The sequence below is a fragment of the Arenimonas oryziterrae DSM 21050 = YC6267 genome (assembly GCF_000420545.1).
Classification (GTDB): Bacteria; Pseudomonadota; Gammaproteobacteria; order Xanthomonadales; family Xanthomonadaceae; genus Arenimonas; species Arenimonas oryziterrae.
Window position 1 is genome coordinate 449,715 of record NZ_ATVD01000001.1, and the last position, 25,834, is coordinate 475,548.

At 65.9% G+C, this 25,834-nt stretch carries 25 protein-coding genes; 15 read left to right on the forward strand and 10 right to left on the reverse strand.

What is annotated here, in order from left to right:
• Nucleotides 1-32: 32 nt before the first annotated feature.
• From nadD to leuS, 4 genes are all read right to left on the reverse strand, one after another.
• On the reverse strand, nt 33-674 hold the full coding sequence (gene nadD / locus G467_RS0102230) for a nicotinate-nucleotide adenylyltransferase (protein WP_022968101.1): 642 nt from the start codon (nt 672-674) through the stop codon (nt 33-35).
• A complete protein-coding gene (gene holA / locus G467_RS18270; protein WP_022968102.1) occupies nt 671-1,699 on the reverse strand; it encodes a DNA polymerase III subunit delta in 1,029 nt (342 codons plus the stop codon). Before holA ends, nadD begins: the two co-directional genes overlap by 4 nt.
• Complete coding sequence (locus G467_RS15065; RefSeq protein WP_022968103.1) at nt 1,699-2,190, reverse strand: LPS-assembly lipoprotein LptE; 492 nt, start codon at nt 2,188-2,190, stop codon at nt 1,699-1,701. Before G467_RS15065 ends, holA begins: the two co-directional genes overlap by 1 nt.
• Before the next feature lie 84 nt (nt 2,191-2,274).
• A complete protein-coding gene (gene leuS / locus G467_RS0102245; RefSeq protein ID WP_022968104.1) occupies nt 2,275-4,920 on the reverse strand; it encodes a leucine--tRNA ligase in 2,646 nt (881 codons plus the stop codon).
• A gap of 186 nt (nt 4,921-5,106) precedes the next feature.
• Between leuS and G467_RS17255 the strand changes: the two genes are divergently transcribed.
• From G467_RS17255 to G467_RS0102270, 4 genes are all read left to right on the forward strand, one after another.
• Nucleotides 5,107-5,799, forward strand: a complete 693-nt coding sequence (locus tag G467_RS17255) for a transposase (protein WP_022968105.1) — start codon at nt 5,107-5,109, stop codon at nt 5,797-5,799.
• On the forward strand, nt 5,796-6,557 hold the full coding sequence (locus tag G467_RS15075) for a CsgG/HfaB family protein (protein ID WP_022968106.1): 762 nt from the start codon (nt 5,796-5,798) through the stop codon (nt 6,555-6,557). Before G467_RS17255 ends, G467_RS15075 begins: the two co-directional genes overlap by 4 nt.
• A gap of 477 nt (nt 6,558-7,034) precedes the next feature.
• The gene (locus G467_RS0102265; RefSeq protein WP_022968108.1) at nt 7,035-7,427 is read left to right on the forward strand and encodes a hypothetical protein; all 393 of its coding nucleotides are present in this window, start codon (nt 7,035-7,037) and stop codon (nt 7,425-7,427) included.
• 105 nt (nt 7,428-7,532) lie between these two features.
• Nucleotides 7,533-7,853, forward strand: a complete 321-nt coding sequence (locus G467_RS0102270; RefSeq protein ID WP_022968109.1) for a hypothetical protein — start codon at nt 7,533-7,535, stop codon at nt 7,851-7,853.
• On the opposite strand, the gene G467_RS0102275 is transcribed toward G467_RS0102270, so the two are convergent.
• Nucleotides 7,834-8,715 (reverse strand): hypothetical protein, encoded by an 882-nt coding sequence (locus tag G467_RS0102275; protein ID WP_022968110.1) that lies wholly within the window; start codon nt 8,713-8,715, stop codon nt 7,834-7,836. The two genes, G467_RS0102270 and G467_RS0102275, sit on opposite strands and share 20 nt — an antisense overlap.
• 137 nt (nt 8,716-8,852) lie before the next feature.
• Here G467_RS0102275 and G467_RS0102280 point away from each other — a divergent pair, with 137 nt between their 5' ends.
• Nucleotides 8,853-9,773, forward strand: a complete 921-nt coding sequence (locus G467_RS0102280) for an ATP-binding cassette domain-containing protein (RefSeq protein ID WP_026802285.1) — start codon at nt 8,853-8,855, stop codon at nt 9,771-9,773.
• On the forward strand, nt 9,770-10,531 hold the full coding sequence (locus tag G467_RS0102285) for an ABC transporter permease (protein ID WP_022968112.1): 762 nt from the start codon (nt 9,770-9,772) through the stop codon (nt 10,529-10,531). Before G467_RS0102280 ends, G467_RS0102285 begins: the two co-directional genes overlap by 4 nt.
• Before the next feature lie 19 nt (nt 10,532-10,550).
• On the opposite strand, the gene G467_RS0102290 is transcribed toward G467_RS0102285, so the two are convergent.
• From G467_RS0102290 to G467_RS0102300, 3 genes are all read right to left on the reverse strand, one after another.
• Complete coding sequence (locus G467_RS0102290) at nt 10,551-10,994, reverse strand: hypothetical protein (protein ID WP_022968113.1); 444 nt, start codon at nt 10,992-10,994, stop codon at nt 10,551-10,553.
• Between the two features lie 70 nt (nt 10,995-11,064).
• A complete protein-coding gene (locus tag G467_RS0102295; protein ID WP_022968114.1) occupies nt 11,065-11,277 on the reverse strand; it encodes a helix-turn-helix transcriptional regulator in 213 nt (70 codons plus the stop codon).
• Nucleotides 11,274-11,891, reverse strand: a complete 618-nt coding sequence (locus G467_RS0102300; RefSeq protein WP_022968115.1) for a DUF2178 domain-containing protein — start codon at nt 11,889-11,891, stop codon at nt 11,274-11,276. The genes G467_RS0102295 and G467_RS0102300 overlap by 4 nt, the downstream gene beginning before the upstream one ends.
• 165 nt (nt 11,892-12,056) lie before the next feature.
• On the opposite strand from G467_RS0102300, the gene G467_RS0102305 reads away from it, so the two are divergent.
• The 9 genes from G467_RS0102305 to G467_RS0102345 all read left to right on the forward strand — a co-directional run bounded on the left by G467_RS0102305 (nt 12,057) and on the right by G467_RS0102345 (nt 22,022).
• Nucleotides 12,057-13,091, forward strand: a complete 1,035-nt coding sequence (locus G467_RS0102305; RefSeq protein WP_022968116.1) for a DUF1176 domain-containing protein — start codon at nt 12,057-12,059, stop codon at nt 13,089-13,091.
• Between the two features lie 58 nt (nt 13,092-13,149).
• Nucleotides 13,150-14,016, forward strand: coding sequence for a thioredoxin (trxA, locus tag G467_RS0102310; protein WP_022968117.1), 867 nt, complete (start codon nt 13,150-13,152; stop codon nt 14,014-14,016).
• A gap of 5 nt (nt 14,017-14,021) precedes the next feature.
• Nucleotides 14,022-14,492, forward strand: coding sequence for a DUF4442 domain-containing protein (locus G467_RS0102315; RefSeq protein WP_022968118.1), 471 nt, complete (start codon nt 14,022-14,024; stop codon nt 14,490-14,492).
• Nucleotides 14,493-14,600: 108 nt separating this feature from the next.
• Nucleotides 14,601-16,946, forward strand: a complete 2,346-nt coding sequence (locus G467_RS0102320; protein WP_022968119.1) for a bifunctional serine/threonine-protein kinase/formylglycine-generating enzyme family protein — start codon at nt 14,601-14,603, stop codon at nt 16,944-16,946.
• 30 nt (nt 16,947-16,976) lie between these two features.
• Nucleotides 16,977-17,624: a DUF502 domain-containing protein gene (locus G467_RS0102325; RefSeq protein WP_022968120.1), complete on the forward strand. Its 648-nt coding sequence runs from the start codon at nt 16,977-16,979 to the stop codon at nt 17,622-17,624.
• A 31-nt stretch (nt 17,625-17,655) separates the two neighbouring features.
• Nucleotides 17,656-18,420 (forward strand): queuosine precursor transporter, encoded by a 765-nt coding sequence (locus G467_RS0102330; protein WP_022968121.1) that lies wholly within the window; start codon nt 17,656-17,658, stop codon nt 18,418-18,420.
• A gap of 109 nt (nt 18,421-18,529) precedes the next feature.
• On the forward strand, nt 18,530-19,219 hold the full coding sequence (locus tag G467_RS0102335; protein ID WP_022968122.1) for a hypothetical protein: 690 nt from the start codon (nt 18,530-18,532) through the stop codon (nt 19,217-19,219).
• A 46-nt stretch (nt 19,220-19,265) separates the two neighbouring features.
• On the forward strand, nt 19,266-20,618 hold the full coding sequence (locus G467_RS0102340) for a M16 family metallopeptidase (RefSeq protein ID WP_022968123.1): 1,353 nt from the start codon (nt 19,266-19,268) through the stop codon (nt 20,616-20,618).
• A gap of 12 nt (nt 20,619-20,630) precedes the next feature.
• Nucleotides 20,631-22,022 carry a M16 family metallopeptidase gene (locus tag G467_RS0102345; RefSeq protein ID WP_026802287.1) on the forward strand — a complete coding sequence of 464 codons (1,392 nt, stop codon included), beginning with the start codon at nt 20,631-20,633 and terminating at the stop codon, nt 22,020-22,022.
• Between the two features lie 64 nt (nt 22,023-22,086).
• Here the strand turns inward: G467_RS0102345 and G467_RS0102350 are convergent, their stop codons facing one another.
• Complete coding sequence (locus G467_RS0102350) at nt 22,087-23,472, reverse strand: MBL fold metallo-hydrolase RNA specificity domain-containing protein (RefSeq protein WP_022968124.1); 1,386 nt, start codon at nt 23,470-23,472, stop codon at nt 22,087-22,089.
• Nucleotides 23,473-23,602: 130 nt separating this feature from the next.
• Nucleotides 23,603-25,684 (reverse strand): S46 family peptidase, encoded by a 2,082-nt coding sequence (locus G467_RS0102355; protein WP_026802288.1) that lies wholly within the window; start codon nt 25,682-25,684, stop codon nt 23,603-23,605.
• Between the last annotated feature and the right edge of the window lie 150 nt (nt 25,685-25,834).

Here is a 25,834-nt window from a genome sequence, read left to right on the forward strand (position 1 = left end):
GCGATTATACCCCTGCCGATCACCGGCCCCCGTCAACGGTTCTGGTAGAGGCCGAGCTTGTGGATGTAAAGGGCGACGGCCGGCGCCAGCCAGCCCCGGTCGCCTCGGCCGCCCGCCAGCGAGCGCCGGATACCACTGGCAGACGCCGGATGCGGCGGCATCGCCAGGCGGAACAGGCGGCCGCCAGGCTGCCCGGACAGGGCCGAGGGATCGCTCTCCCAGCGCCCGTCGCAGGCCTGCGCGAGATTCTCCGGCAGGTTGTCGAGCGCGTAGCCCGGCCGTACGGCGACGACGAAATGCGCCAGATCGAACAGCGACCGCCAGTCGTGCCAGCTCGACAGCCCGCTGAAGGCGTCATCGCCGACCAGCCACGCGAGCGGCTCGTCCGGCCCCAGCTGCGCCCGCAGTTCGCGCAGGGTATCGACGGTGTAGGACGGACCGCTGCGTTCGAGTTCGCGGCGATCGAGCAGGAAGCCGGGTTGCTCGGCGATCGCGAGCGCAATCATGCGCACGCGTTGCTCGGCGCTCGCGCCGGTCGGCGGACGGTGCGGCGGATCGCCGGCCGGCAGGAAATACACCTTCGCGTCGAGCGCATCGCGCGCGGCCGCAGCTACGGCCAGATGACCCAGATGGATCGGATCGAAGGTCCCGCCATAGAGGATGCGCAGGCTCACGAGGCCAGCAGACGACGTGCCTTGGGCTCGGCCATCGTCACCAGCAACCGCTCCAGCGCGAGCCAGGCGTCGCCCGATTCGCGGCCCTTGGCGATGCGGTCGATGCGACCGGCCTCGCCGACGAACACTTCCCATCGCGCCGCCGGATGCCGGTCGATCGCGCGCCGGTACAGCGCCTGCTTGCTTTCCCAGATGCGCGCATCGCGCATCGCGTTCATCACATTGCCGCCGTCGGCCTGCACGCGCGCGAGCTGGCCCAGGCGCAGTACTTCCATCGCCAGCATCGGCAAGAGACCCGGCACCTGCTCGCCTTCGGCCTTGAGCGCACGCAACATGCGCGAGGCCCGCGAGGCATCGCCGGCAAGCGCGGCTTCGACCAGTTTGAAGACGTCGAAACGCGCGGAGTCGGCGACGAAACGATCCATCGCATCCTCGTCGAGCTGTGCGCCGGGCGAGAGCAAGGCGAGCTTGTCGATTTCCTGCGCGGCCGCGAGCAGATTGCCTTCGACGCGCTCGGCGAGCATCGCCACCGCGGCCGGCGTCGCGACCAGGCCGCGCTGACGCAGGCGCTTGCCGAGCCATTCGAGCAATTCATGCGGCTTGACCGGCCACACCGGCAATACATGCCCGGCGCGTGCGATCGCTTCGCTCCATTTGCCCGCGTGCGATTTGCTCCAGTCCTGTGCGGTGATCAGCAGCACGGTGTCGGGCGGCGGATTGTTGCAATAGGCCTGGATCGCTTCGCTGCCGTCCTTGCCCGGTTTGCCGGTCGGCAAGCGCAGATCGAACAGCCGGCGCGTCGCGAACAAACTCAGCGAGGCCACGCCCATGGTCAGCGCGTTCCAGTCGAAGCTGCCTTCGGCGTCGAGCACTTCGCGTTCGCCGTAGCCTTCCTCGCGCGCGCGGGCGCGGATCGCATCGGCGCATTCCTGCACGATCAGCGGTTCGCCGCCGGCGACCAGATACACCGGTCGCAAGGGTTCGCCGGCCAGCTGGCGTTCCAGGCGGTCGGGGCGGAGTTCCATCAGTCCGGCGTGTTTCGCAGCACGATGTCGATGCGGCGCAGGATCGCGGCTTGCATGTCGCGGCGCAGCTCGCGCTGGATCAGTTCCTGCTCGGCCGGGCTACCGGCGGACGCGTTCGCGTCGTAGGTGTATTCACGCGAGAGTTCGATGCTCTGCGCCTCGACCAGCGGCTTGCCGTCGGCCGACTGCAGCACGAAATCGACGCGATAGCGCGTGAGGTATTCACGCACCTGCGCGAACTGATCGAGCGACAGCGGAATCGTCGACCAGTTTTCGCCAGTGATCTTCAGCGACGCCGAGGGCACGCCGTCGACCGGCGCGGTGGCGCCCGCACGGCTGAGCGAGCTCGCCAGTTCCACGCCCAGCTGGCTGTAGGGATCGGCGGTCTCGACCTTCATCGGGCCCACGGCTTCGGACAACCGGATCTGCTGGCGCGGATGGAATCCGCAGCCGGCGAGGAGCAGCAATGCCACGATCACGAGCAGTCTCACGATTTCACTCCGGTGGTCCGGCAATCCGGACCGGTTGAGCCGGCCTCGCCGTCACCGACGAGGCCCGCAGCAAACAAAGGCAACTCAGGCCGCCACGATATTCACGATCTTGCCCGGCACGACGATGATCTTCTTCACCGCCAGACCTTCGAGGAATTTCACGACGTTCGCTTCCGCCTGGGCCAGGGCTTCGATCTCATCCCGGGCCGCGTTCGCCGCGACCTCGATGGTACCGCGAAGCTTGCCGTTGACCTGCACGGCCAGGGTCACGCTGTCGCGCACCAGGGCCGCAGGGTCCGCCTTCGGGAAAGCAATGTCTTCGAGCGTCGCCTCGGCATGGCCCAGCGACTGCCACAGCGCATGCGCGGTGTGCGGCGTGATCGGATTGAGCAGCAAGGTCACGGCTTCGAAAGCTTCCTGACGCAGGGCACGCGCGCTGTCGCCGGTTTCGTCGAACTTCGCGAGGGCATTCAGCAGTTCCATCACGGCTGCGATCGCCGTGTTGAAGGTGTAGCGGCGACCGTAGTCGTCGCCGACCTTCTGGATGGTTTCGTGCAGCTGGCGGCGCAGGGTTTTCGCCGCAGGCGACAGCGCGGCGAGATCGAGCGTCGGTGCCGGACCGTCCGCGACATGCTTGTGCGCCTGCGACCACAGCCGGCGCAGGAAACGCGACATGCCTTCGACGCCGGATTCGTTCCAGTCCAGAGACTGCTCCGGCGGCGCGGCGAACATCGAGAACAGGCGCACGGTGTCGGCACCGTAGCGATCGACCATGAGCTGCGGATCGACGCCGTTGTTCTTGGACTTGGCCATCTTCTCGGTGCCGCCGACGTGCACGGGCAGGCCATCCGACTTCAACGTCGCACCGGTGACGCGGCCGCGCTCATCCAACGTGACATCGACGTCAGCCGGATTGAACCATTCGTTCGGCGCGCCGGGCACTTCGCGATAGAACGTGTCGGCGATGACCATGCCCTGGCACAGCAGATTCGTCGCCGGCTCGTCGCTCTTGACCATGCCCGCGTCGCGCATGAGCTTGTGATAGAAGCGGAAATACATCAGATGCATGATCGCGTGTTCGATGCCGCCGATGTACTGGTCGACCGGCAGCCAGTGGTTCGCGCGCTCATCGACCAGATCGTTGGCACCCGGCGAGGTGTAGCGCGCGTAGTACCAGCTCGACTCCATGAAGGTATCGAACGTGTCGGTCTCGCGCTCGGCCGGGCCGCCGCAATTCGGACAGGTGGTCTTGCGCCACTCGGGATCGGCCTTGATCGGCGACTTCATGCCCGTAAACGCGACGTCCTCGGGCAATACCACCGGCAGCTGGTCTTCCGGCACCGGCACCGCGTCGCATTGGGCGCAGTAGATGATCGGAATCGGGCAGCCCCAGTAACGCTGGCGACTCACGCCCCAGTCGCGCAGACGGAAATTCACCCGGCGCGCGCCCAGCGACTCGCGCTCGAACTTCGCGACCAGATGCTCGAAGGCCTGCTTGTAGCCCATGCCGTCGAGTTCGCCGGAGTTGATGACGATGAGATCGTCGCGGGTCTTGTCGCCGTACCACTCTTTCCATTCGTTGACGTCGTACGCGAACTCCGGTGCCAGGTGCGGCGGAAGCGGCGAGCGGATCGCGATGACCTGCTGGATCGGCAACGCGTATTTGTGTGCGAATTCGAAATCGCGCTGATCGTGACCGGGCACGGCCATGACCGCGCCGGTGCCATACCCCATGAGCACGAAGTTGGCGACCCAGACTGGCACTTTCTCGCCGCTGACCGGATGCACGGCGTACACGCCGGTAGCGACGCCCTTCTTTTCCTGCGTTTCCAGCTCGGCCTCGGACACGCCGCCGTGCTTGCATTCTTCGATGAAGGCCGCGAGCTGCGGATTGTTCGCGGCGGCCTTCACGGCGAGCGGATGCTCGGCGGCAACCGCGACATAGGTCACGCCCATCAGCGTATCGGGACGCGTGGTGAACACGGTCAGCGGCTCGGCTTCTCCGTCCACGGCGAAGTTGATCTCGAGACCTTCACTGCGACCGATCCAGTTGCGCTGCATCGTCTTGACCGCATCGGGCCAGCCCGACAGCGTGTCCAGACCGTCGAGCAATTCCTGCGCATACGCGGTGATCTTGAGGAACCACTGCGGAATCTCGCGCTTTTCCACGATCGCGCCGCTGCGCCAACCGCGGCCATCGATGACCTGTTCGTTGGCGAGCACGGTCTGGTCGACCGGATCCCAGTTCACGACCGAATTCTTGCGGTACACGATGCCTTTCTTGAACAGGCGCGTGAACATCAGCTGTTCCCAGCGGTAGTACTCGGGCGTGCAGGTGGTGACTTCGCGGCTCCAGTCGATCGCATAACCGAGCGACTGCAGCTGGCCGCGCATGTGCTCGATATTGGCGTAGGTCCACTTCGCGGGCGCGGTGTGATTCTTGATCGCGGCGTTCTCGGCGGGCAGGCCGAACGCATCCCAGCCCATCGGCTGCATCACGTTGTAGCCGGTCATGCGCCGGAAGCGGCTGATCACGTCGCCGATGGTGTAGTTGCGCACATGGCCCATGTGCAGCGCCCCCGAGGGGTACGGCAGCATCGAGAGGCAGTAATACTTGGGTTTGGACGAGTCTTCGGTGACTTCAAAGGCGCGGGTGTTGCGCCAATGGGCCTGCGCGGCCGATTCCACGGCCTTCGGGCTGTAGGCGCCGGGGTCTTGAGTGTCTTGCATGGGGGATAAGGGCCAACAGGCGAAATCAGGCGTTGAGGGTACCGCAGGCGGGGGGAGCACGAAAACGGGAACGCGCATTCCCACACGAAAACACCGTCATTGCCCTACGCCCGCACCGCCTTCCCACCGACGGCCGCGCACCGGCGACGCGCGCGAACCTGCCGATCACGCCGCCGGAGCCTGCCCATGCCCCTCCTGACCCCCGCCTGCCCGCCGGGCACCACCTGGCATCTGAGCTTCCAGGGCCGGCGTCGGCATGCCTGCCTGACGACGCCGGGGGACTTCCGGCAATACCTGCTGCGCCTGCGGGCCGTGGCCTTGCGCCGGGCCTGTGCTGTGCATGCTTACGCGTTGATGCCCGACCGGGTGCAGCTGCTCGTGACCGCCCTGCTCGCCGACAGCCTGCGTGGCCTGGTGCACGATCAGATCCGGCATGGCGCCGGCAAATACGGCAGCCCCTGGCTCAGCCGGCACGACTGCCGTGCCATCGACGGCGAGCATCACTTGCTTGCCGCCATGCGGCAGGTGGAAACCGCGCCGGTGCGTGCCGGCCTCGCGGCCTGCGCCTGCGTCTACCCCTGGAGTAGTCACCGCGCCAATGCCGAGGGCCAGCGCGATGCCCTGCTCAGCCCGCACCGGGTTTATCTGGCCCTGGGGCGGACGACGAATGAGCGCCGCGCGGCCTATCGCGGGCTTTGCCGCGAAAGCGACGATGCCGCTCTCGCGGCGAGGCTCGCCCAGGCCGGTAGCGAGCACGAGGCGATCGGATCGGCGCCTTTTCTCCCCGATGCGTGCGAGGACAGCACACCCGTCGTGTTCGAACCGGCGCCGTGGCCAGCTCTTCCCGCCGCAGCTCGGGGCGCTATGATCGACGCATGACCCGCCTCGCCCTGCTGCTGTTCGTGCTCGCCCTGCCCGCGCTGGCGCAGGAAACGGCCACTGCACCGATGCCGACCCCGGCCGTCGCGCCTGCGACGCCGGTCGCGGCCCTGCCCGCGAGCCGCCCGATTATCGGTGTGCTCAAGTTCCAGGACGAGACCGGCGCGATGTTCATGCAAGGCGGCGCCGGCCGCGCGCTGACCACAATGCTGACCAATGAACTGTCCTCGCGGTCGGCCTTCAACATCGTCGAACGCCAGAAGCTGCGCGCGGTCCTCGAAGAACAGAACCTGTCCGCGTCCGGCCGCGTCTCGGCCGAAACCAGCATCCAGATCGGCAAGCTCACCGGCGCGCAGTACCTGATCACCGGCACGGTCACCGCATTCGAGGAACAGACCGAGACCAAGGTCAAACGCGGCTTCCTCGGCGTCGGCGCCGGCATCGAGCAGGTTTCGCATGGCGGCTATCTCGCCGTGGACCTGCGCGTGATCGACACCACGACCGGCGAAATCCGCTACGCCCGCACGATCGAAGGCCGCACGGCGCCCAGCGAGGCCAAGGACATGAGCTCGGGCGCCTTCAACATCAGCTCCATCGACGACGGCCCCGGCTCGCGCGCCCTACGCGCCGCCGTCATCGAAATCATCGACTACCTCGAATGCGCCATGACCAAGCGCGACGTCTGCCTGGCCGATTTCGACGCGAAGGAAAAAGCGCGACTCCAGCGGACGCGGGAGTCGGTGCAGATTCGGCGGTAGATGTTCGCGTCCTACCTTTTGGCAATAGCCTAGAAATGAACCCGAAATTTCTTAGAAACGGCCTCGCCGCATCGTGCTTCGGCTTTTTTGCCGTGGCCTCCTGGTTCGCCATGGCCGCCTATGCCTCTCACTTTCCCGAGAGGGGCCGTAGCGCCATGTGGCTTCCCGCCACGCTGGGACTTGCCGCCTTCATGCACTTGGGCATCGCCGCAGCAAACCACGTTGGGCATCGCACTCCCGCATGGCTTGGCTACATCCCAATAGGCTTCGTTGCTGCGTTGCTGGCTTACCGGAACCTGGGATAGTAGCGAGTCAGGCGAAATTGTCGGCCTGGAAGAGGTTGGCATTGGGCCAGTTCCCGCAGCTCTTCCAACGATTGAACCAGTTGGAAGTCGCTACTCATAGGCTCAATACAGCGAACGGCAGATCGCTCGCTGAGCTACACAAAGATGACAAAATTCAGGAGTTTGGACCGAAATGAAAATGCCTACCAAAATCCTGTTCTTCCTCACGCTGGCACTTGCGCCGGCTTGCGCGACGGCCTGTCGACAGCTTCAGCCGGACGTGCGGTTCGAGCTTGCACAGACGGTTGTCGTCGGTTGGGTATCCAGTGCAACCATGCAAGACCTGGAGTCCTTGCCGCCCGGAAGCGATGACTTCGCCGCGTTCGACAAGGTGATCGACGGCAATCGCGATCTCCGCATTGTTGTTACCGAGACGCGCAAAGGCCACGCCACAAACAGGTTGAGCATCAAAGTAGGTTTGTGCACCGGCAGCTTCATCAATGCAGGGCAAAGAGTCATCGCCTACCAGTCCACCGACGGAAGCTGGTCGGTTTCCGACCTTCCCATGGACAGCGCCGAAAAATGAGGTTTCCGACACGGGAGTCCGTTTCAGTCCGGACCTGAAATCCACACTGCGCCAAGGCCATTGAACTGAATTCGCGGAACCCAGCAGTTCGCCGAAGCGCGTCAGGTGCAAGCGCTGTCGCCGCTGGAAAAGGTCAGCGTCCACTACAACTGGACCGAAGCCAAAGGCGTCGCCTGCGTGCGCTACGACGGCATCTACTTCGACAAGTCCGCGCCCACCGCGCAATCGTTCCGCACGTTCCGGGGCGAAACCTGTCGCCATCCGCAGGCCGCCGGAACACTGGTCCAGGTGGAACTGTCGGAGCACACCGCCAGCCGCGAAGCCGCCTACCAGGTCGATCTGATGGAGCTGACGGACGAGGTCTTCGACGGCATTCGTTTCACTGAGCCGCCGGCAACCACGACGGCTAGTCCGACTCGCGGTTGATCTCTTCCTGCATGTTGTATTTCGAGTAGCCGGCGGGAATCGCGAAGCGCGCTTCGTCGACCGCCTGCGTATCGAGCTCCAGCGTCACGCGGCCGCGCACGCTCCCGTCGGGGGCGTAGCAGACCTGGGACAGCGGAAGGCTGTCCTTGGCGCGCGGACGCGCGGTGGTCTGCGTGGCGCTCGGGGCGAAGCGCTTGCTCATGCCCTCGAAACTCTGGCCATAGCGCTGCATCGTGATGATGCCGCGACTGAAACCGCGTTGATCGGCCGCCGGAATCGGCAAGGCCGCGGGCGTCGCATAACAGTCTTCCTGCACGCGCACGCCGTTCTCCCACCGCTCGACGACCTCGCAGCTCACGCCGGCGACCGTTTCCCGGCGATCGGTGTCGCGGATTTCGATCTTCGGCTGCGCCATGCCGGCCGTACGCATCAGCTCTTCCATGTTCGGCATGCTGGCGCAGTCGAGGCCGCTCTTGCGCATCTGGGCGCACTGCGCCTTGAGCTGCTCCTGGATCTTGCCGAGCTGGTTGTCCATGTAGATGCCGGTGCTGTTGGCGACATCGCCGGTGTAGTCGAGCGCATCCTCGTCGACTTCGATCTGATGGAAACGCTTCTTGTCGTGCATCAGATAGGTGATGAGTTCTTCGCTGCCGTCGAAAAGGGTCGTGACATCCATGTCGGCGGTTTTGGTGTCCATGCGCAGCTGGCTGCCGGAGACCTGCACCTGCTGCATCATCGCTTCGCATTGGCCTTCGACGCGGAAGTGCAGGCTGGCATCGGCGAGCGCGGCATTCGTGCCGAGCAAGGTGGCGGCGATCAGCCAGCGGTTCACGACCGGACGCTTCAAGACTGCACGTTTCATGGCGGGCCCCTCGGACGATTGGCCGCAGTCTACGCCGGCGCGGCGGGTGGTTGGCCAACGTCCGGCACATGGTGGCCGCGGGCGGCGACAGCGACACTGCGTCGCCCGCCCCGCCCCTCGCCGCACCGGACCCGATCATGCCCCTCGCCATCCGCACCCGTCGATTGACGCGCCAGTTTCCTGGCGGCTTCGGCGTCCGCGATCTCGACCTGAACGTGCCGGCCGGCAGCATCTACGGCTTCCTCGGACCGAACGGTGCCGGCAAGACCACGACGATCCGCCTGCTGCTCGACCTGCTGCGCCCCGACAGCGGCGAGATCGCCTTGTTCGACCAGCCGCTGGACCGCAAGACGCGCACGACCCTGGGCCTGGTCGGCGCGCTCGTGGAATCGCCGTCGCTGTATCTGCATCTGAGCGGCCGCGAGAACCTCGACATCACGCGTCGCCTGCTCGACGTGCCGAAGGCACGCATCGAACAGACGCTCGAACGCGTCGGCCTGCGCGAGGCGGCCGATCGCCGCGTGCGCGACTACTCCCTGGGCATGCGCCAGCGCCTCGCGATCGCGCTGGCCCTGCTCGGACAGCCAAAGCTGCTGATCCTCGACGAGCCGAGCAATGGCCTTGATCCGGCCGGCATTCTCGACATGCGCCAGATGCTGCGGCGCCTGGTCGATGAAGACGGACTCACCGTGTTTGTGTCCAGCCATCTGCTCAGCGAAATCGAACTCATCGCCAGCCACGTCGGCGTGCTGCATGGCGGACGACTGCGTTTCGAAGGGCGCCTCGAAGACCTGCGCAGCCGCGTGAAACCGCGCCTGATCCTGCGCTGCGACTCGCCGCTGCGCGCCCTTGAATTCCTGCTCGCGCACGGCGAAGACGCCAGCCTGACCGACCCGCAGACACTACAGGTCCAGTTGACCGTGCGCACCGGCGGCGAGATCAACCATCTGCTCGTGACCCACGGCATCACCGTGACCCATCTCGCGCGCGAGACGGTGTCGCTGGAATCGCTGTTCTTCGATCTCACCCTCGACAGCGCCCTGGAGCACGCCGCATGAGCCCGCTGATGCGCGCCCTGTCCGCGGAGAGCGTCAAGCTGCGCGGCACGCTGGCGCTGTGGATGTGCCTGATCGCGCCGACCGTCGTCGTCGCGCTGTACGTGCTGCAGATGAGTTTCAGCAAGATGGGCGATCACGCCCTCGGCGATCCGGCCGCCGCCTGGCGCCTGTTCGCACAATCGTGCCTGGCGCTGTGGGCGATCCTGATGCTGCCGCTGTTCGTCACGCTGGAAGCGGCGCTGCTGGCCGCGCTCGAACACAACGAACGCCTGTGGAAGCACCTGCTCGCCCTGCCGGTGCCGCGTCGCGTGCACTACCTGGCCAAACTCGTCGCGCTCGCGGCGATGGTGCTGCTGGCCACGGGCGTGCTGGCCGTGCTGATCCCGATCGGCGGCGGCGTGCTGATGCTGGTCAAACCCGCGATGGGTCTGGCCGGCGCACCGCCCTGGGAATTCATCGCCACGCGCGGCGCCGGACTGTTCGTCGCCGCCCTGCTGATCGTCGCACTGCATACCTGGATCTCGATCCGCTGGCGCAGTTTCACCGTCGCGGTCGCGACGGGCATGACGGCGACGGTCATGGGTTTCCTGATCGGACAGTCGGAACGCTTTGGCCACTGGTTTCCGTGGACGATGCCGATCCAGATTCTCGCCGGCGAAGGCAAGTACGTCGCTTTCGTGCTCGTCGCGGGACTCGCCGGCGGCGCCTTGGTGACCGTGTTCGGCCTGTGGGACTACCTGCGCCGCGAATTCGCCTGACGCGAACTGCGAGCGGGCTTCAGGGACAGGGCGTTGCCTTGACCTGCACCTGGCCCACGGCTTCCTGCAGATCCATGTCGATCGCACTCAGGATGGTGCCGTCGTATACCCAGGGACCGGTCTGCGCGGCCCCTTTCGGACCACCACCCATCCATAGTTTTGCTTCACTGCCCGGCGTCTCGACGAAGATGCCGATTTCGCGCGCCTTGGTACCGCTGAAATCCCACGCGACTTTCGCAGTGATCGCGCCTTTGTCCGCATCGCAACGGCGGAACGTCGCCGGCGTGACCGAAAAATGCGGATCGACGACGAGCTTGGGCGGCGGCAGCGGTGTCGCAACGGGAACCGGCGCAGGGATAACCGCAGCCGGCAGACTCGGCGCGGCGGCGGGCGCCGTCTCGCGCTGGCACGCGGCAAGCAACACGACGATGGAAAGCACTGCCAATCCTGCGGTCTTGTTCATGCCTTGCCCCGATACCTTGAATGATCCTGCGCGCGCAGGGACGGCACGAGTCTAGCGCAGTCGCCGTCGCTCATTCCTGCCAGGCGAACACGTCCTCGACACCGGTGCCGAAAGCGCGCGCGATGCGGAACGCCAGCTCCAGCGAGGGCGCATATTTGCCGGCTTCCAGGGCGATGATGGTCTGTCGCGTCACCTGGCAACGGCGCGCGAGTTCTTCCTGCGTCATCTCGCCACGCTCGAAACGCAGGCGGCGGATCTGGTTGCTGACCGGGACCGTGCTCACGCGCGGTCGCGCCGGTATTGCCAGACCGCGGAGAAATGTTCGGCCAGAATGGAGGCGATCAACAGTCCGATCAGCCAGTGCGCGATGTTCAGCGGCGTCGCATACGACGCGAACACCGAGCCGCCGAACCCGAGATTCAACACCAGGCCAATCAGCGCGACGACCAGCACGATATGCGCATGCGCGGCGGCACGCGCGGCGATCTGCCGATCGCGCTCGTCCTCGACCGCTTCCTGGCCGGCGCGCGCCCGCAAGGCCGCCATGAGCACATAACTCAACACCAGCATCAGCACGATGTTGCGTCCGAGCGAGCGCACGCCCGGCTGTTTCAGATCGGTCACCTGCCAGCCCATCTGCTGCATCTTCAGCACGAAGAACACCGCGACCACGCCGGTGAACGCCAACGACAGCGTCGCGAGCTGCTCGCCGAGCGACCACGACAGCCCGGCCAGGGGCGCGGATTTGGACCACAGATAGAACGTGATCCAGGCACTGCCGATCAGGATCGCATTGCCGATCCAGCCGTAGTCTCGGTCGGGCGCGAAATACAGCAGGTACAGACCGACCAGGGCCATCAGGCTCAGGGCGATGTCGCGGACGCGGGTCAGACTCATGGCGTAACCTCCACAGAACTAAATGTAATCTATGTATTACATTATGTGCTGTCAAGTGCACATCTATCGAGGCCGGACTGTCCTGCCCCGGCATAGGACTGCGTGCGCCTAGCCGGTAGATTGACCCGCCGGCCTCGCCTGCCAGCCCCCGATGGAGACCCCCGAATGTTGCTGCGTTGCCTGCTTGCCTGCCTTATCAGCGCCCCCGTTTTTGCGGCCCCGTCACCTGCCCCGGCCGTTCCGGTCGAACGCGAGTTTCGCGACTGGGTGGTGACCTGCGACAACCTGCGCCACTGCGTCGCCGAAGGCGCCGATGCGGACACGCCCAGCCTGGTCCTGCGCTTCGTTCGCGCCGCCGGTCCGGAGGACGACCTGTCCCTGGAAATCTTCGGCGCCGATCCCGGCCCCTTGCTGCCCCGCCTGCAACTCGACGGCAAACCGCTGCCGCTGGCGGCCGAGCGCTGGGATCACGACGACACCGATCCGCAGGCACCCTGGCTGACCACCGACGCCGACGTCGTCACCGGCGTGATCGACACGCTGCGCAACGGCCAGCGCCTGTCGGTCGGCGACACCGGCGCTTCGCTCGACGGCCTGGTCGCTGCCCTGTTGTTCGTCGACGACGTGCAGCAACGGCTCGGCCACGAAAGCGCCTGGATCCGCCGCGGCGACGCGCCGGCTGACACCGTGCCGGCCGCGCCGAAGCCGCCGAAGCGCCAGGCCCGGCCCTATGCCGGCGCCGCGCTCGACAAGAAGAGCGAGCAGTCCCTGATCGACGCGGCCGCCGTGCTCGCGCTCGCACCCGAGTCGGACTGCGACGTGGAAGCCGAAGACGAGCCCGAGCGCCACGCGTTCCGTCTCAACGACACCGACGCGCTCGTCCTGCTCGAATGCGGTCGCGGCGCCTATCAGTCGGGCTATCGCGCCTTCCGCGGCCCGATCGCGCAGCCGGACAAGCTGCGCCGGATCGGACTGCCGGGGATTCCCGGCGACGCCGCCGAAGATTGGCTGATGAATGCCGACTACGACCCGAAGACCGCGCGACTGAGCGAATTTTCCAAGGGCCGGGGCCTGGGCGATTGCGGCAGCGAACACGAGTGGTTGTTCGACGGCCGCGACTTCGTGCTGGTCGCCGCCGCGCGGCAGACGCGTTGCCAGGGCGTGATGCTTGATTTTCCGAGTCTGTGGCGCAATGAATGAGGATCGCTGCGATCCGCGCCGGATCGCGCATTCCTGACCCAAGATCGATCGGACCGCCATGACCCAGCCCGCCCACGTTTTTGACGCCACCCTGCCCCGTTTCGAGGACGAGGTCCTCAAACGCTCGCTGCAGGTGCCGGTGCTGATCGATTTCTGGGCAACCTGGTGCGGCCCGTGCAAGACGCTGGGCCCGATCCTGGAAAAGCTCGCGGCCGAATTCAACGGCGGCTTCATCCTGGCCAAGGTCGATGTCGACGCCGAGCAGCAGCTGGCCGGCTATTTCCAGATCAAGTCGATTCCGACGGTGATGCTGGTCAAGGGCGGCGAAATCGTCGACGGCTTCCCCGGCGCCCTGCCCGAGGGCCAGCTGCGCGAGTTCCTCAAGCATCACGGCGTGGAAGCCAAACCCGCCGACGAGGCAGCGCCTGCAGAAGACGTCGCTGCGCCGCCCGTCGATCCGCACGCGGAAGTCGTGCGCCTGCGCGCGGCGATCGCGGCCGAACCGGACAAGGACGAACTCAAGCTCGATCTCGTGCTCACGCTGTTGCAGACCGGCGGTGTCGCCGAAGCAGAAAAGCTGCTTGATGCCCTGCCCGCGAATCTCGCCACCGACGAACGTGCGGTGAAGGCGCGTGCGCGCCTGGGCTTCGCCGCCCTGCTCAAGGACGCGCCGCCGCGCGAGCCCCTGCTCGCCGCGATCGCCGCCGACCCCGATGACCTGCGCGCGCGCCATCTGCTGGGCGTGCGGCAGATCGTCGAAGGCGATTCCGAAGCCGGACTGCAGCAGTTCCTGGAAATGCTGCGGCGCAACCGCGCCTATGAAGACGGCCTGGCGAAGAAGGCGCTGATCGATGCCTTCCGCGTCGTCGAGGACGAGGATCTGGTCGGCGCCTACCGCCGGAAGATGGCGTCGGTGTTGTTCTGACGCCCATGTCGGCCCGCCGCCTGCGTCGCCTGTTCAATATCTATCCGCCGTTCCTGTTCTCGGGCATCCGGGTGCCGACGGTGTCGGACGACTACCGGCAGGTGCGCGTCGAGCTGCGCCAGCACTGGTACAACAAGAATTACGTCGGCACGCATTTCGGCGGCTCGCTGTTCGCGATGACCGATCCGTTCTGGATGATCATGGTCATGCGCAACCTCGGGCCGGGCTATCTGGTCTGGGACAAGGCGGCCGAGATCGAATTCGTCAAACCGGGCCGCGGCACCGTCTGGGCGGAATTCCGTCTCGAGGACGCGGTGATGGAGGAAATCCGGGCGGCCACCGAGGGCGGCGATAAGCTGCTGCGCTGGTTCGACACCGAGGTCCGCGATGCCGGCGGCGACGTCGTGGCGCGTGTCCGCAAGCAGGTCTACGTGCGCCGCAAACGACCCGATTCCGCCCCCGGTCCGGCGACCTAACCCGGTTCGGCAGGAAACTGTGACGTGGCTCGCAGTTTCACATGAGTGTTCCCGGCCGATGCCAGCTGGCTTATGCTCCCCAATCCAGCCCTTGCCCTTGCGGTAGCCATGCCTTCCGAAGAGCTCTCACCCGAAGAACTGTCGGCCCTACTGACCAGCTACATGCCCGAGATCCCCGGTTACCGGGTCATGCGGCGCATCGGCAAGGGCGGCATGTCCTACGTCTATCTCGGCGTGCAGGAGTCTCTGGACCGGCAGGTCGCGGTGAAGGTCATGTCGCCCGAGGCGCTGACCGACGAGAAGAGCAAGCAGCGCTTCGAGCAGGAAGCCCGCACGATCGCCAAACTCGAGCACCCCTGCATCGTCGGCATCCACGAGGTCGGACGCACGCCGCAGGGTCTGCTGTATTACGTGCTGCCCTACCTGGCCAAGGGCCATCTGGGCCAGCGCGATTTCACCGCCGACGAAGGCCGCGTCACCGAAGTGCTGCGCTCGCTGCTGTCCGCGCTCGAATACGCGCATGCGCGCGGCATCGTGCATCGGGACGTCAAGGCCGAGAACGTGCTGTTCGACAATGCCGACCGACCCTTGCTCACCGACTTCGGCATCGCGCTGTCCAAACGCGACAACACCCGCATCACGTCGGCCGGCCTCGCGGTCGGCAGCGGCGGCTACATGGCGCCGGAACAGGCACGCGGCGAAGCGGTCGACGGTCGCGCCGACCTGTACAGCGTCGGCGTGCTCGCCTACGAATTGCTGACTGGCCGACTGCCCTATCTGTCGAGCGATCCGCTCGCACTGGCGCTGATGCATGCGCAGGATCCGATTCCGCGCCTGCCCGTCGAGAAAAAACACTGGCAGCCGTTCATCGACCGCGCGATGGCGAAAGCGCCCGACAACCGCTATCGCAACGCGCAGCAGATGCTCAGCGCGCTCAACCAGATCGCCACGCGCGAACGCAGTGCAGCCGGCGAAAGCCCGCGCGCCGCACCGATGGGCGGCGAACCCGGCACAGCGCTGAGCGCGCGTCCGTGGTTCAAGCCCGTGCTGTTCGGTGTGCTCGGCATCGCCCTGATCGCGATCGTCGCGATCGCGATGCGCCAGCGCCCGGAGGCGCCTCCGAAAGCGCCGGATTTCTACACCGGCGAAGAACCGGCCGCCCCCGCGACGCCCGCGCCGGTGACCGCGCAGACACCGCCGGCGATGCCGACGACCACGCCCACCACACCCCCCGCGACCACGCCGCCAAAAACGCCCGGCACGACGACGCCCGCGCCCGAGGTACTGCCGTCGCCGTTCGCGCAGGTCAAGACCAATGTCACGGTCACGCCGCTCGACTACGACCCGGCTGTGCCCGGCGCACGCGAATTGTCGGCCGCGCGCCGGCAGATCAAGGCCAATCGCCTGAGCACGCCCGTTGGCGACAACGCCGCCGAATCCCTGCTGGTCGTGCGCCGACTTGCGCCGCGCCATCCCGACCTGCCCAAGCTCTCCGATGAAGTCATCAGCGGTTTCGGCAAGACCGTGCTCGATGCGATCAAGGCCGGTCGCGACGACACCGCGAAGAACACCTACCAGCGCGCGCAGAAATTCGCGCGCGACACCGGCCGCCTGCAGGGCGCCGCGTGGACGAACCTGCAGACCTTGTTCCCGCCCGCCTTGATCGCGCGCCTGGAAAAAGACACCAAGAGCTTCAACTACGCCGGCATCGGCAAGACCAAGGCGCTCGCCGCGATCCTGGAAGTACCGCAGGAATCGCTGGAGCCGGCCTGGAGCCGCGCCAACACCAATGTCCTGCCCAAGCCCGGCGACCTGATCGCCAAGGGCAACGGCCCGACCCTGGTGCTCGCGACCTTGCCGACCGAATCACGCACGGGACTGGCGGTCATGCGCGAGGAAGTCACGCGCGGCGACTACGCGCAGTTCGCCAACGCCACGCGCCGCGCGCCCAGCCGTTGCAGCAATGCGCGCAACGCCCTCGCGACCATCTTCGGCGGCAAGCGCAGCTGGAACAGCCCCGGCTTCGCGCAGACCGACGCGCATCCGGTCGTCTGCGTGAGCCATGCCGACGCGCGCGCGTACGCCGAGTGGCTGAGCCGGCGCACCGGCGAACGTTATCGCCTGCCGACGCAGGCCGAATGGCGCAGCTTCAACGACTACCGCGGCGGCGATGCCTGCCGCAGCGGCCAGGTCGCCTGCGGCGCCAAGGGCACGGCCTCGGGCAGTTCGTTCGTGGCCAGCCCGATCGGTATCCAGGACCTGCACGGCAATGTCAGCGAATGGCTGGGCGATGCTGCGGCGGGCAACCGCTTCTTCGCCGGCGGATTGAGCTGGCGCGACCCGCCGACAACGGCCGCGAGCCGCGTCAGCGCCGAAGCCGGCGACAAGGGCTACGACGAGGTCGGCTTCCGACTGGTGCGCGAACTGGGTCCGCAAGATCTCGACAAGCCCTGATCGGCACGACGCGCACGCTACACTAGGCGCATGCGCAAACTGCAATCGTTGTTCCTCACCGGCCTGCTGACCCTGCTGCCGATCTGGCTGGTCTGGATCGTCTTCAAGTTTGTCTTCGTGCTGCTGTCCGACATCAGCCGTCCGGTCATCGGCCCGATGACCGCACAGATCGCCGCGAGCGATCCGCGCTTGCTCGGCTGGCTGGACGACAATTGGGTGCAGACCGCAATCGGCCTGGTCGTCACCCTCGCCTTCATCATCACGGTCGGCGCGCTCGCGCGCCGCGTCGCCGGACAGACGATGCTGGCCTGGGTCGAAAAATTCATCGCGCGCATTCCGCTGGCCAAGACCATTTACGGCAGCGCACGGCAATTGCTCGACCTGCTGCAGACCAAGCCCGACGGCACCCAGCGCGTGGTGCTGATCGACTTTCCGCACAACGAGATGAAATCGGTCGGCTTCGTCACCCGCATCCTGCACGACGAACATACCGGCGAAGAACTCGCCGCGGTGTACGTACCGACCACGCCCAATCCGACCTCCGGCTATCTGGAGGTCGTGCCGGTGGGCAAGCTCACGCCGACCGACTGGACCGTCGACCAGGCGATGACCTTTATCATCTCCGGCGGCGCGGTTAGTCCCGATCGCATCCCGTTCCAGCGGCCGGCTGCGAAATAATCCCCGCCTCCCGCCCGGAGATCACTTGCCCATGATCGAATTCACCCGCGCGCAAAAACTCTTCGTCGTCCTCGCGGCCTTTTTCGTCGCCAACGCCGTGCTCGCCGAGTTCATCGGCGTCAAGATTTTCGCGCTCGAGGAAACGCTGGGCCTGCAGCCGTTCGAATGGAACCTGTTCGGACAGAGCGGCTCGCTGAATTTCACCGCGGGCACCCTGCTGTGGCCGATCGTGTTCATCATGACCGACACGGTCAACGAGTATTACGGACGACGCGGTGTTCGTTTCATCAGCTGGCTCGCGGTGGGCCTGATCCTCTATGGCTTCGCGTTTGCGTTCGCCGCGATCCATCTCGCGCCCGCGACCTGGTGGATCGGCGTCGCCGCCGAGCAGGGCGTGCCGGACTACCAGGCCGCCTTCGCGGCGGTGTTCGGCCAGGGCCTGTGGACGATCTGGGGCTCGGTGATCGCTTTCCTGCTCGGTCAGCTCATCGATGTCAGCGTGTTCCACCGCATCCGCCGTGCCACCGGCGAACGCGCGGTCTGGCTGCGCGCGACCGGGTCGACGGCGATTTCGCAGCTCATCGACAGCTTCGTCGTGCTCTACATCGCCTTCGTCATCGGCCCGCAGCACTGGTCGATGGGCCTGTTCCTCGCCGTCGGCACCTTGAACTACGCCTACAAGATGTTGGCGGCGCTTGCCCTGATACCGCTGCTGTACGCCATGCGCTCGCTGATCCATCGTTACCTGGGCCATGACCAGGCCCGGGACATGATGGCGGCCGCAGCACAGGAGTAAGCTCGGCCCGTACCCGGGCGCACCGCTGACCAATGGCACGTGCATGTCGCCCACCGAGCCGGCCCAATGCCGGGTCGGGTGCCCACCACCCCAAGCCGGAATCCGTTCTATGGCGGGAGCATTGCGCAGACAGATCAGCAACAGCTCGGGCCTGATGCTCTTTGCATCGGTGCAATTCGTCGTGCTGACCTTGCTGGCCATGTGGGTGTATCCGGGCGGCGCGAAATTCGACCTCGCCAGCGACCACTACCTTTTCTTCGGCAACTTCTTCAGCGACCTCGGCGCGACCCACACCTACGCCGGCCACCGCAACTTCTGGTCGATGGCGTTGTTCGTCGTCGCCGCCACCGTCAACGGCCTGGCCCTGATGCGCTTCGGCAACGCCTGGCGCGCCGTCTACGCGCGCCGGCGGCATGCGCGCGGCGCCGGCCAGCTGTCCCAGGCCAGTCTCGTGGTCAGCGGCGTGTGCTTCATCGGCATCGCGGCCACACCCTGGGATCACCTGCTGTCGGCGCACATGAACTTCGTACATGCCGCGTTTTCGCTGCTGCTGGTCTACGTGGTGTCGCTGATCGTGTTGCAGGCACAGAACCGCTGGCCGCGCCGCTACATCGCGCTCAATGTGCTCTATCTGATGGTGCTGGCCGGCTACGTGCTGATGCTGTTCATGGGCCCGACGCTGGAAACCGCTGCCGGCCTGGGCGCACAGGTCGTCGCGCAGAAAATCATCGTGTATTCGTCGGTGTTCAACATCGGCGTGCAGGCCCTCGGCGTGCGCGGCCACCTCACCGGACTTTGACGTGTTTCCCTTCCCCCCGTTTCAGAACCCACGGAGTTCCGCATCCATGCGTCCGATGATTCTTCCCCTGGTGCTGGCCGCCGCGTTCGCGGCGCCGGCACTGGCACAGCCTGTTCCGGCCGCCGCCAAACCGGTCACTGTTCCCGGCGTCGACCAGGTGGTCGTCAAAACCCTCGCCAACGGCCTGAAGATCGTGGTCTGGCCCGACCACGACATTCCCAATGTCGCGCTGTACAACTGGTACCGCGTCGGCAGCCGCAACGAGCACGCGGGCATCACCGGCATCTCGCATTTCTTCGAACACATGATGTTCAACGGCACGAGCACGCGCAAACCCGGCGAATTCGACCGCGTCATGGAAGCCAACGGCGGCGCCAACAACGCCTACACCAGCAACGACGTCACCGTGTATCAGGACTGGTTCCCGCGCAGCGCGCAGGAAATCATCTTCGATCTCGAAGGCGACCGCATGGCCAACCTCAGCTTCGACCCGAAGGTCGTCGAGAGCGAGCGCGGCGTGGTCTATTCCGAGCGTCGTTCGTCGGTGGATAACGACAACCTCGGCGCGCTGATCGAACAGATCGACGCGACCGCATTCGTCGCCCATCCCTACCAGATTCCGACCATCGGCTGGCCGTCCGACATCGAGGGCTGGAAGCTCGGCGATCTCAAGGATTACTACCGCACCTACTACGCGCCCAACAATGCAGTCATGTTCGTGGTCGGCGACGTAAATCCCGACGAGATCTTCGCGCTCGCGGAAAAACATATCGGCAAGATCCCCGCGCAGCCCGCACCGGTCGCGGTCACGACCAAGGAACCCGAGCAGCTCGGCGAGCGTCGCGTCGACCTCAAGCGTCCGGCGCAGACGCCGGTGCTGGTGTTCGCCCATCACGCGCTCAGCGGCGGCGACGCCGATGCCCCGGCCCTGCAGTTGCTGATGTCGATCCTCGCCAGCGGCGATTCCTCGCGTCTGTACCAGGACCTGGTCGAACATCAGCAGCTCGCCGTCGACATCGGCAGCCAGACCAGCGCTGGCTTTGATCCCGGCCTGGTCTATTTCTACGCAGTGCTGCCGCCCGGCGGCGATCTGGCCAAGACCGAAGCGGCGCTCGACGCCGCGCTCGCGAACATCGCAAAGAACGGCGTGACCCAGGCCGAACTCGACAAGGCGCGTACGCAGAAGCTCGCCGCGTTCTGGCGTTCGATGGCAACCATCTCCGGCAAGGCGCAGGCGATGGGGACGTATGAAGTGTTCTCCGGCGACTATCGCAAGTTGTTCGACGCGCCCGCGTCCTACGACCGCGTCACCCCGGCCGACCTCCAGCGGCTCGCCGCCAAGATCTTCCGCCGCGACAACCGCACCGTGGGAACGGTCGCGCAGTCGCCGGCCCCGTAAGGACACGACTTCATGACCACTCCCTATCGTTTGTTTCTCGCGACCGTTCTCGCGGCATCGCCGATGCTCGCGCTCGCCGATGGCGTCGCCCTGCCCGCCTATGAGCAGGTCACGCTCGCCAATGGCGCGCAACTGCTGCTGATGGAAAAACACGACGTGCCGTTGATCGCGCTCGACGTGCGCCTGCGCGGCGGCGCACTCGCCGATCCTGCGGGCAAGGAAGGCAGTGCCGCCTTGCTCGCGGAGCTGCTGAAAAAAGGCGCGGGCAAGCGCAATGCCGCGCAGTTCGCCGAGGCGATCGATGCCGCGGGCGGCAAGCTCAACGTTGGCAGCGATCTGGAATCGCTGGATCTCTCGGCCGAGTTCCTGTCGCGCGATGCGCAGCTGATGATCGACCTGAGCGCCGACGCCCTGCTGCGTCCGGCGATGGATGCCGGCGAATTCGCCAAGGTGCGCGAACGCGCGATCCAGTCGATCGCCGCCGCCAAGGACAGCGATCCGCGCCAGCTGGTCGGTCCCTACGGCCGCGCCTGGCTGTTCCGCGGCCATCCCTACGGCCGACCGGCCGATGGCGACGAGACGAGCCTGGCGACGGTCACGCTCGCCGACCTGCAGGCGTACCGCACGCGGCTCGGTGGCGATCGCCTGATCATCGCCGTCGTCGGCGATTTCCAGACCGCCGACATGAAGCAGCGTTTGCAGGCCGCGTTTGGCGGCTGGGGTAAGGCGCAGGGCGAGCTGCCGACCGTGCCGGTGAAGGCCAAGGAAACCGGACGGCGCGTGCTGCTGGTCGACAAGCCGGGCGCAACGCAGAGCTATTTCTGGCTGGGCAATGTCGGCGTCGACCGCCGCGATCCGGAGCTGCCCGCGCAGACGCTGGTGAACACGGTGTTCGGTGGCCGCTTCACGTCGATGATCAATACCGAGCTGCGCATCAAGTCGGGCCTGAGCTATGGCGCGAGTTCCGGCCTGGCGCGCTTCGACAAACCGGGCACGGCGCAGATCACCTCGTTCACGCGCACCGAAGCGACCGGTCAGGCGATCGATCTCGCGCTCGCCACGCTCGACCGCCTGCACAAGGACGGCATCGCCGCGGACATGCGCGAATCGGCCAAGAACTACGTGCTCGGGCAGTTCCCGCCCGATCTCGAAACCGGCCCCGATCTCGCTGACAAACTGGCCGAGCTGGCGTTCTACGGCCTGGATCGCAGCGATGTCGACGCCTACGGCGAGCGCATCCGCGCCGTGACGCCCGAGCAGTTCGCCAAGGGCATCACCGTGTATCCGGACACGAAGGATCTGGCGATCGTGATCATCGGCGATGCGTCGAAACTGCGCGAAACCGCAAAGAAATACGGCCCGGTCACCGAGATGAAGATTTCCGACCCGCACTTCGCGCCCTGACCCGGGCGCCGACGAACGCCGTCTTTCCGCAAGGGAAGGCGGCGTTTTTCTTTGCGGGCGTTACTCAGACTTTTCGCTGCATTTCCGGCCGCGCCAGCAGCACTTCCGCACCGGTCTTCTGCCGCAACCTCAGCGCCAGCGCATCGCGCGCGTCGTCTTCGCCATGCACGAGCACGATTGGCGGACGACCGCCGATATGCGTGGCCCAGGCGATGAGCCCGTTCTGGTCGGTATGCGCCGACAGGCCGCCAACCGTATGCCGCTGCGCGCGCACCAGAACCTCTTCGCCGAAGATGCGCACGCGCTCCGCTCCGTCAACGAGACGGCGGCCCAGCGTCCCCTGCGCCTGGTAACCGACAAAAACGACGTGGTTGCGGGGATTGGGCAGCCCGTGGCGCAGGTGATGCCGGATGCGTCCGCCGTTGCACATGCCCGAACCGGCGATGATGATCGCGCCGGATTGCACGCGATTGATCGCCTGCGAGGCGGAAACGTCGGCGGTGAAATGCAAGTTGGGCAGGCGGAAAGGATTGGGCTTGTCGCGCCAGACGCGGCGCGCGTCCTCGTCGAACAGTTCTTCGTGGCGGTCGTAGACCTCGGTGACTTTCGCCGCCATCGGACTGTCGAGAAAAATCTGCCACGCCGCCAGACCCCAATCGTCGTAGTGACGTGCGAACCAATACAGCAGTTCCTGGCTGCGGCCGACCGCGAAAGCCGGGATCAGTACATTGCCGCCGTCGCGTTTGGCCTTGGCGAATATCTCGCCGAGCTCCACGATGGTGTCGGCGCGATCGCGATGCGTGCGGCCGCCATAAGTCGATTCCATGAGCAGAAGATCGGCCTGCGGCACCGGTGTCGGGTCGCGCAGGATCGGCGTGCCGTTCGGACCCAGGTCGCCGGAGAACACCAGCCGACGCGTACCGCTGGCCTCATCGGCGCGAATCTCTACGCTGGCCGAGCCCAGGATATGCCCGGCATCACGCAGCACCAGGGTCACGCCGGGCAGGATTTCCAAGGGCACGTCGTAGGGATGACCTTGCACCTGTTTCATCACGCGGGCGACGTCCTCGCGCGTGAACAGGGGCTGGTGATCGCTGCGTCCCTCGCTGCGGTGACGGTTGTCGCGTTCGGCGTCCATCTCCGCGAGTGAAGCCGCATCCTCGAGCATGACCTTGAGCAGATCGGCGGTCGCCGCCTGCGTGTGGATCCGCCCGCGGAACCCGCGCCGCACCAGCAGAGGCAAGCGCCCGCAGTGATCGATATGCGCATGGCTGAGCACGACCGCGTCGATCTTGCCGGCTTCGAAAGCGAAGGGCTCGGCATTGCGCGCTTCGTCGGCCTCGCTGCCCTGGATCATGCCGCAGTCGAGCAGCAGGCGATGGCCGTTGGCTTCGACCTCGTGACAGGAGCCGGTCACTTCGCCGGCGGCACCGTGGAATCGGACGAGCATGGGCGTTCTCCCTGGCTGTCCGGACATTGAATCACGTCTGTCGCGGCCACGTATTTGCCAAAAGAGAAGGCCGGGTTTCCCCGGCCTTCATCTGGTGTTGTCCCGGTGTCGGTCGCCAGCGAGCTGGCTCCTACATGCCGATTTCCTTGAGCAGGCGCGGCGCCGGATACACCTGTTCCATGATCCAGGTGATGTAGCGGCTGTCGACCGAGATCATGCGGTTGTAGGTGCCATCGAACACCCAGTTCGAGCTCACGCTTTCCCAGTTGCCGTCGAAAGCCAAGCCGACCAGCTCGCCGCGCGCGTTCATGACCGGCGAGCCGGAATTGCCGCCGGTGATGTCGAGGTTGGACAGGAAATTCACCGGCAGCGTACCCAGCTTGGCGTCGGCATGGCTGCCGTAGCGCTTGGCCGAGACCGCGTCGAGGATCGCCTGCGGTGCATTGAACGGATCCTGCCCCGTCGCCTTCGCGGCCATGCCTTCGGCCGTGGTGAACGGTTCGAACGTCGCGCTGCCCTTGGCGCCGTAGCCGGTCACGTTGCCGTAGGTGATGCGCAGGCTGGAATTCGCATCCGGATACACGCCTTCGCCCTTGCTGCGCTTGTAGTCCTGTACAGCCGCGAGATAGACCGGGCGGTAGCGCAGGTTCTCGCCGGTGCGCGCCTTGCCCTCGTCCTCAAGCTTCATCAGCGTCGGTGTCAGCGCAACCGCCAAGCGGATCATCGGATCGGTGCTCGCCTCGAACGCGGCCTTGTCGGCCTTGAACCATTCCAGACGCTTGCCGACATCGCCCATCTGCGAACCGGCATACAGCGTGTCGACGGCGCGCGTCACGGCGGCGGCATCGTTGCCGCCCAGCCAGGTGTCGACGGCGGCTATGCGCTGCGAGGCCGGCAGCTGGATGTACTGGCTCAGCCAGTAGGTCATCAGCTGCTTTTCCATATCCGGGTGATAGCGCTGCTGCAATTCCTTCAGACCGCCCTCGATGCGCGGCAGATCGCGGTCCTGATAGCCGGGCGAACGCTCGGCATTGGGTTTGGCCTTTTCGATCGACAGGCGGTACAGGCTGCGCGCCGAACCGAGCGTGCCCAGACCGACGATCTGGCCGACGACGAGATCGCGCTCGCGCGTCGAACGCGTCTGCGCGATCAGCGCGACGATCTTGTCGTGCGCTTCGAGCGCAGGCTTGCCCGCATCGCCACGCGTGGCCAACCAGGCGAGCAGCGCGTTCTCTTCCTTGCGCTTGCTGGCTGCGGCATTCACGCGCGCAAAGCCGGCGAGCTGGCCGTCGTAGTTCTTGAGCACGTTTTCCCAGCTCTTGACCGTGCTGGCGTACTTGATGGCGATATCGGGATTCTTCTCGCCTGCCGCATGCACGAGATCGCGCACGTGCTTGAGATGCGCGCCGACGGTCGGGTACGACCAGCCGGCGGTGTTGTCGAATTCATCCGCCAGGGCGTAGCGATTGGTGCTGCCCGGGAAGCCGGCAACCATGACGAAATCGCCCGGGCGCAGCGGCGTATGCGTGAACGGCAGGAAGTGCTTGGGCTGGTAGGGCACGTTGTCGGCGGAGAACGCCGCCGGCTTGCCGTCCTTGCCCACGTACGCGCGGATCAGGCTGAAATCGCCGGTGTGGCGCGGCCACATCCAGTTGTCGACTTCGCCGCCGTAGTTGCCGATGCTCGCTGGCGGCGCATACACCAGGCGCACGTCCTTGAGTTCGATCTGGCGGAACAGGCGGTACTGCAGACCGCCGAAGAAGCTGTACACGGTGCAGCGATAACCGGGCTCGGCTTCGCAGGCGGCGACCAGGGCTTTCTGCGCGGTTTCAATCGCCTTCTGGCGCGCCAGTCCGTCCAGCGTCGGCGCGACTTCGGCCAGCACCTGGGCGGTGACATCGGTGATCTGGTCCATGACGTACACGCGCGCATTCGGGCCGGCACTGACTTCGTCGCCGAGCTGGGCGGCATTGAAACCGTCGCGTATGAGATTGCGTTCGGGCGTGGAATTGAGCTGGATCGAACCGTAGGCGCAATGGTGATTGGTCGCGATCAGACCCTGCGGCGACACGAACGAGGCCGTGCAACCATTGATCGCCACGACCGCGCCCATCGGCTGACCGGTGAGATCGGCGAGCTGTTTGGCATCGAGTTTGAGGCCGGCCTGTTTCAGCGGTCCGGCGATCTCCGGCAATTGCTGCGGCACCCACATGCCCTCGTTGGCTTGCGCGGCGAAAGACAGGGTCAGGGACAGGGCGATGGAGGAGCTCAGAACCAGGCGACGCATGCGGGAATCTCCGAAGATGCGGAAGGAGGCAACGGCCGAGTATCAGGGACGCGAGGAGGTGAAGACCGTGCCAAA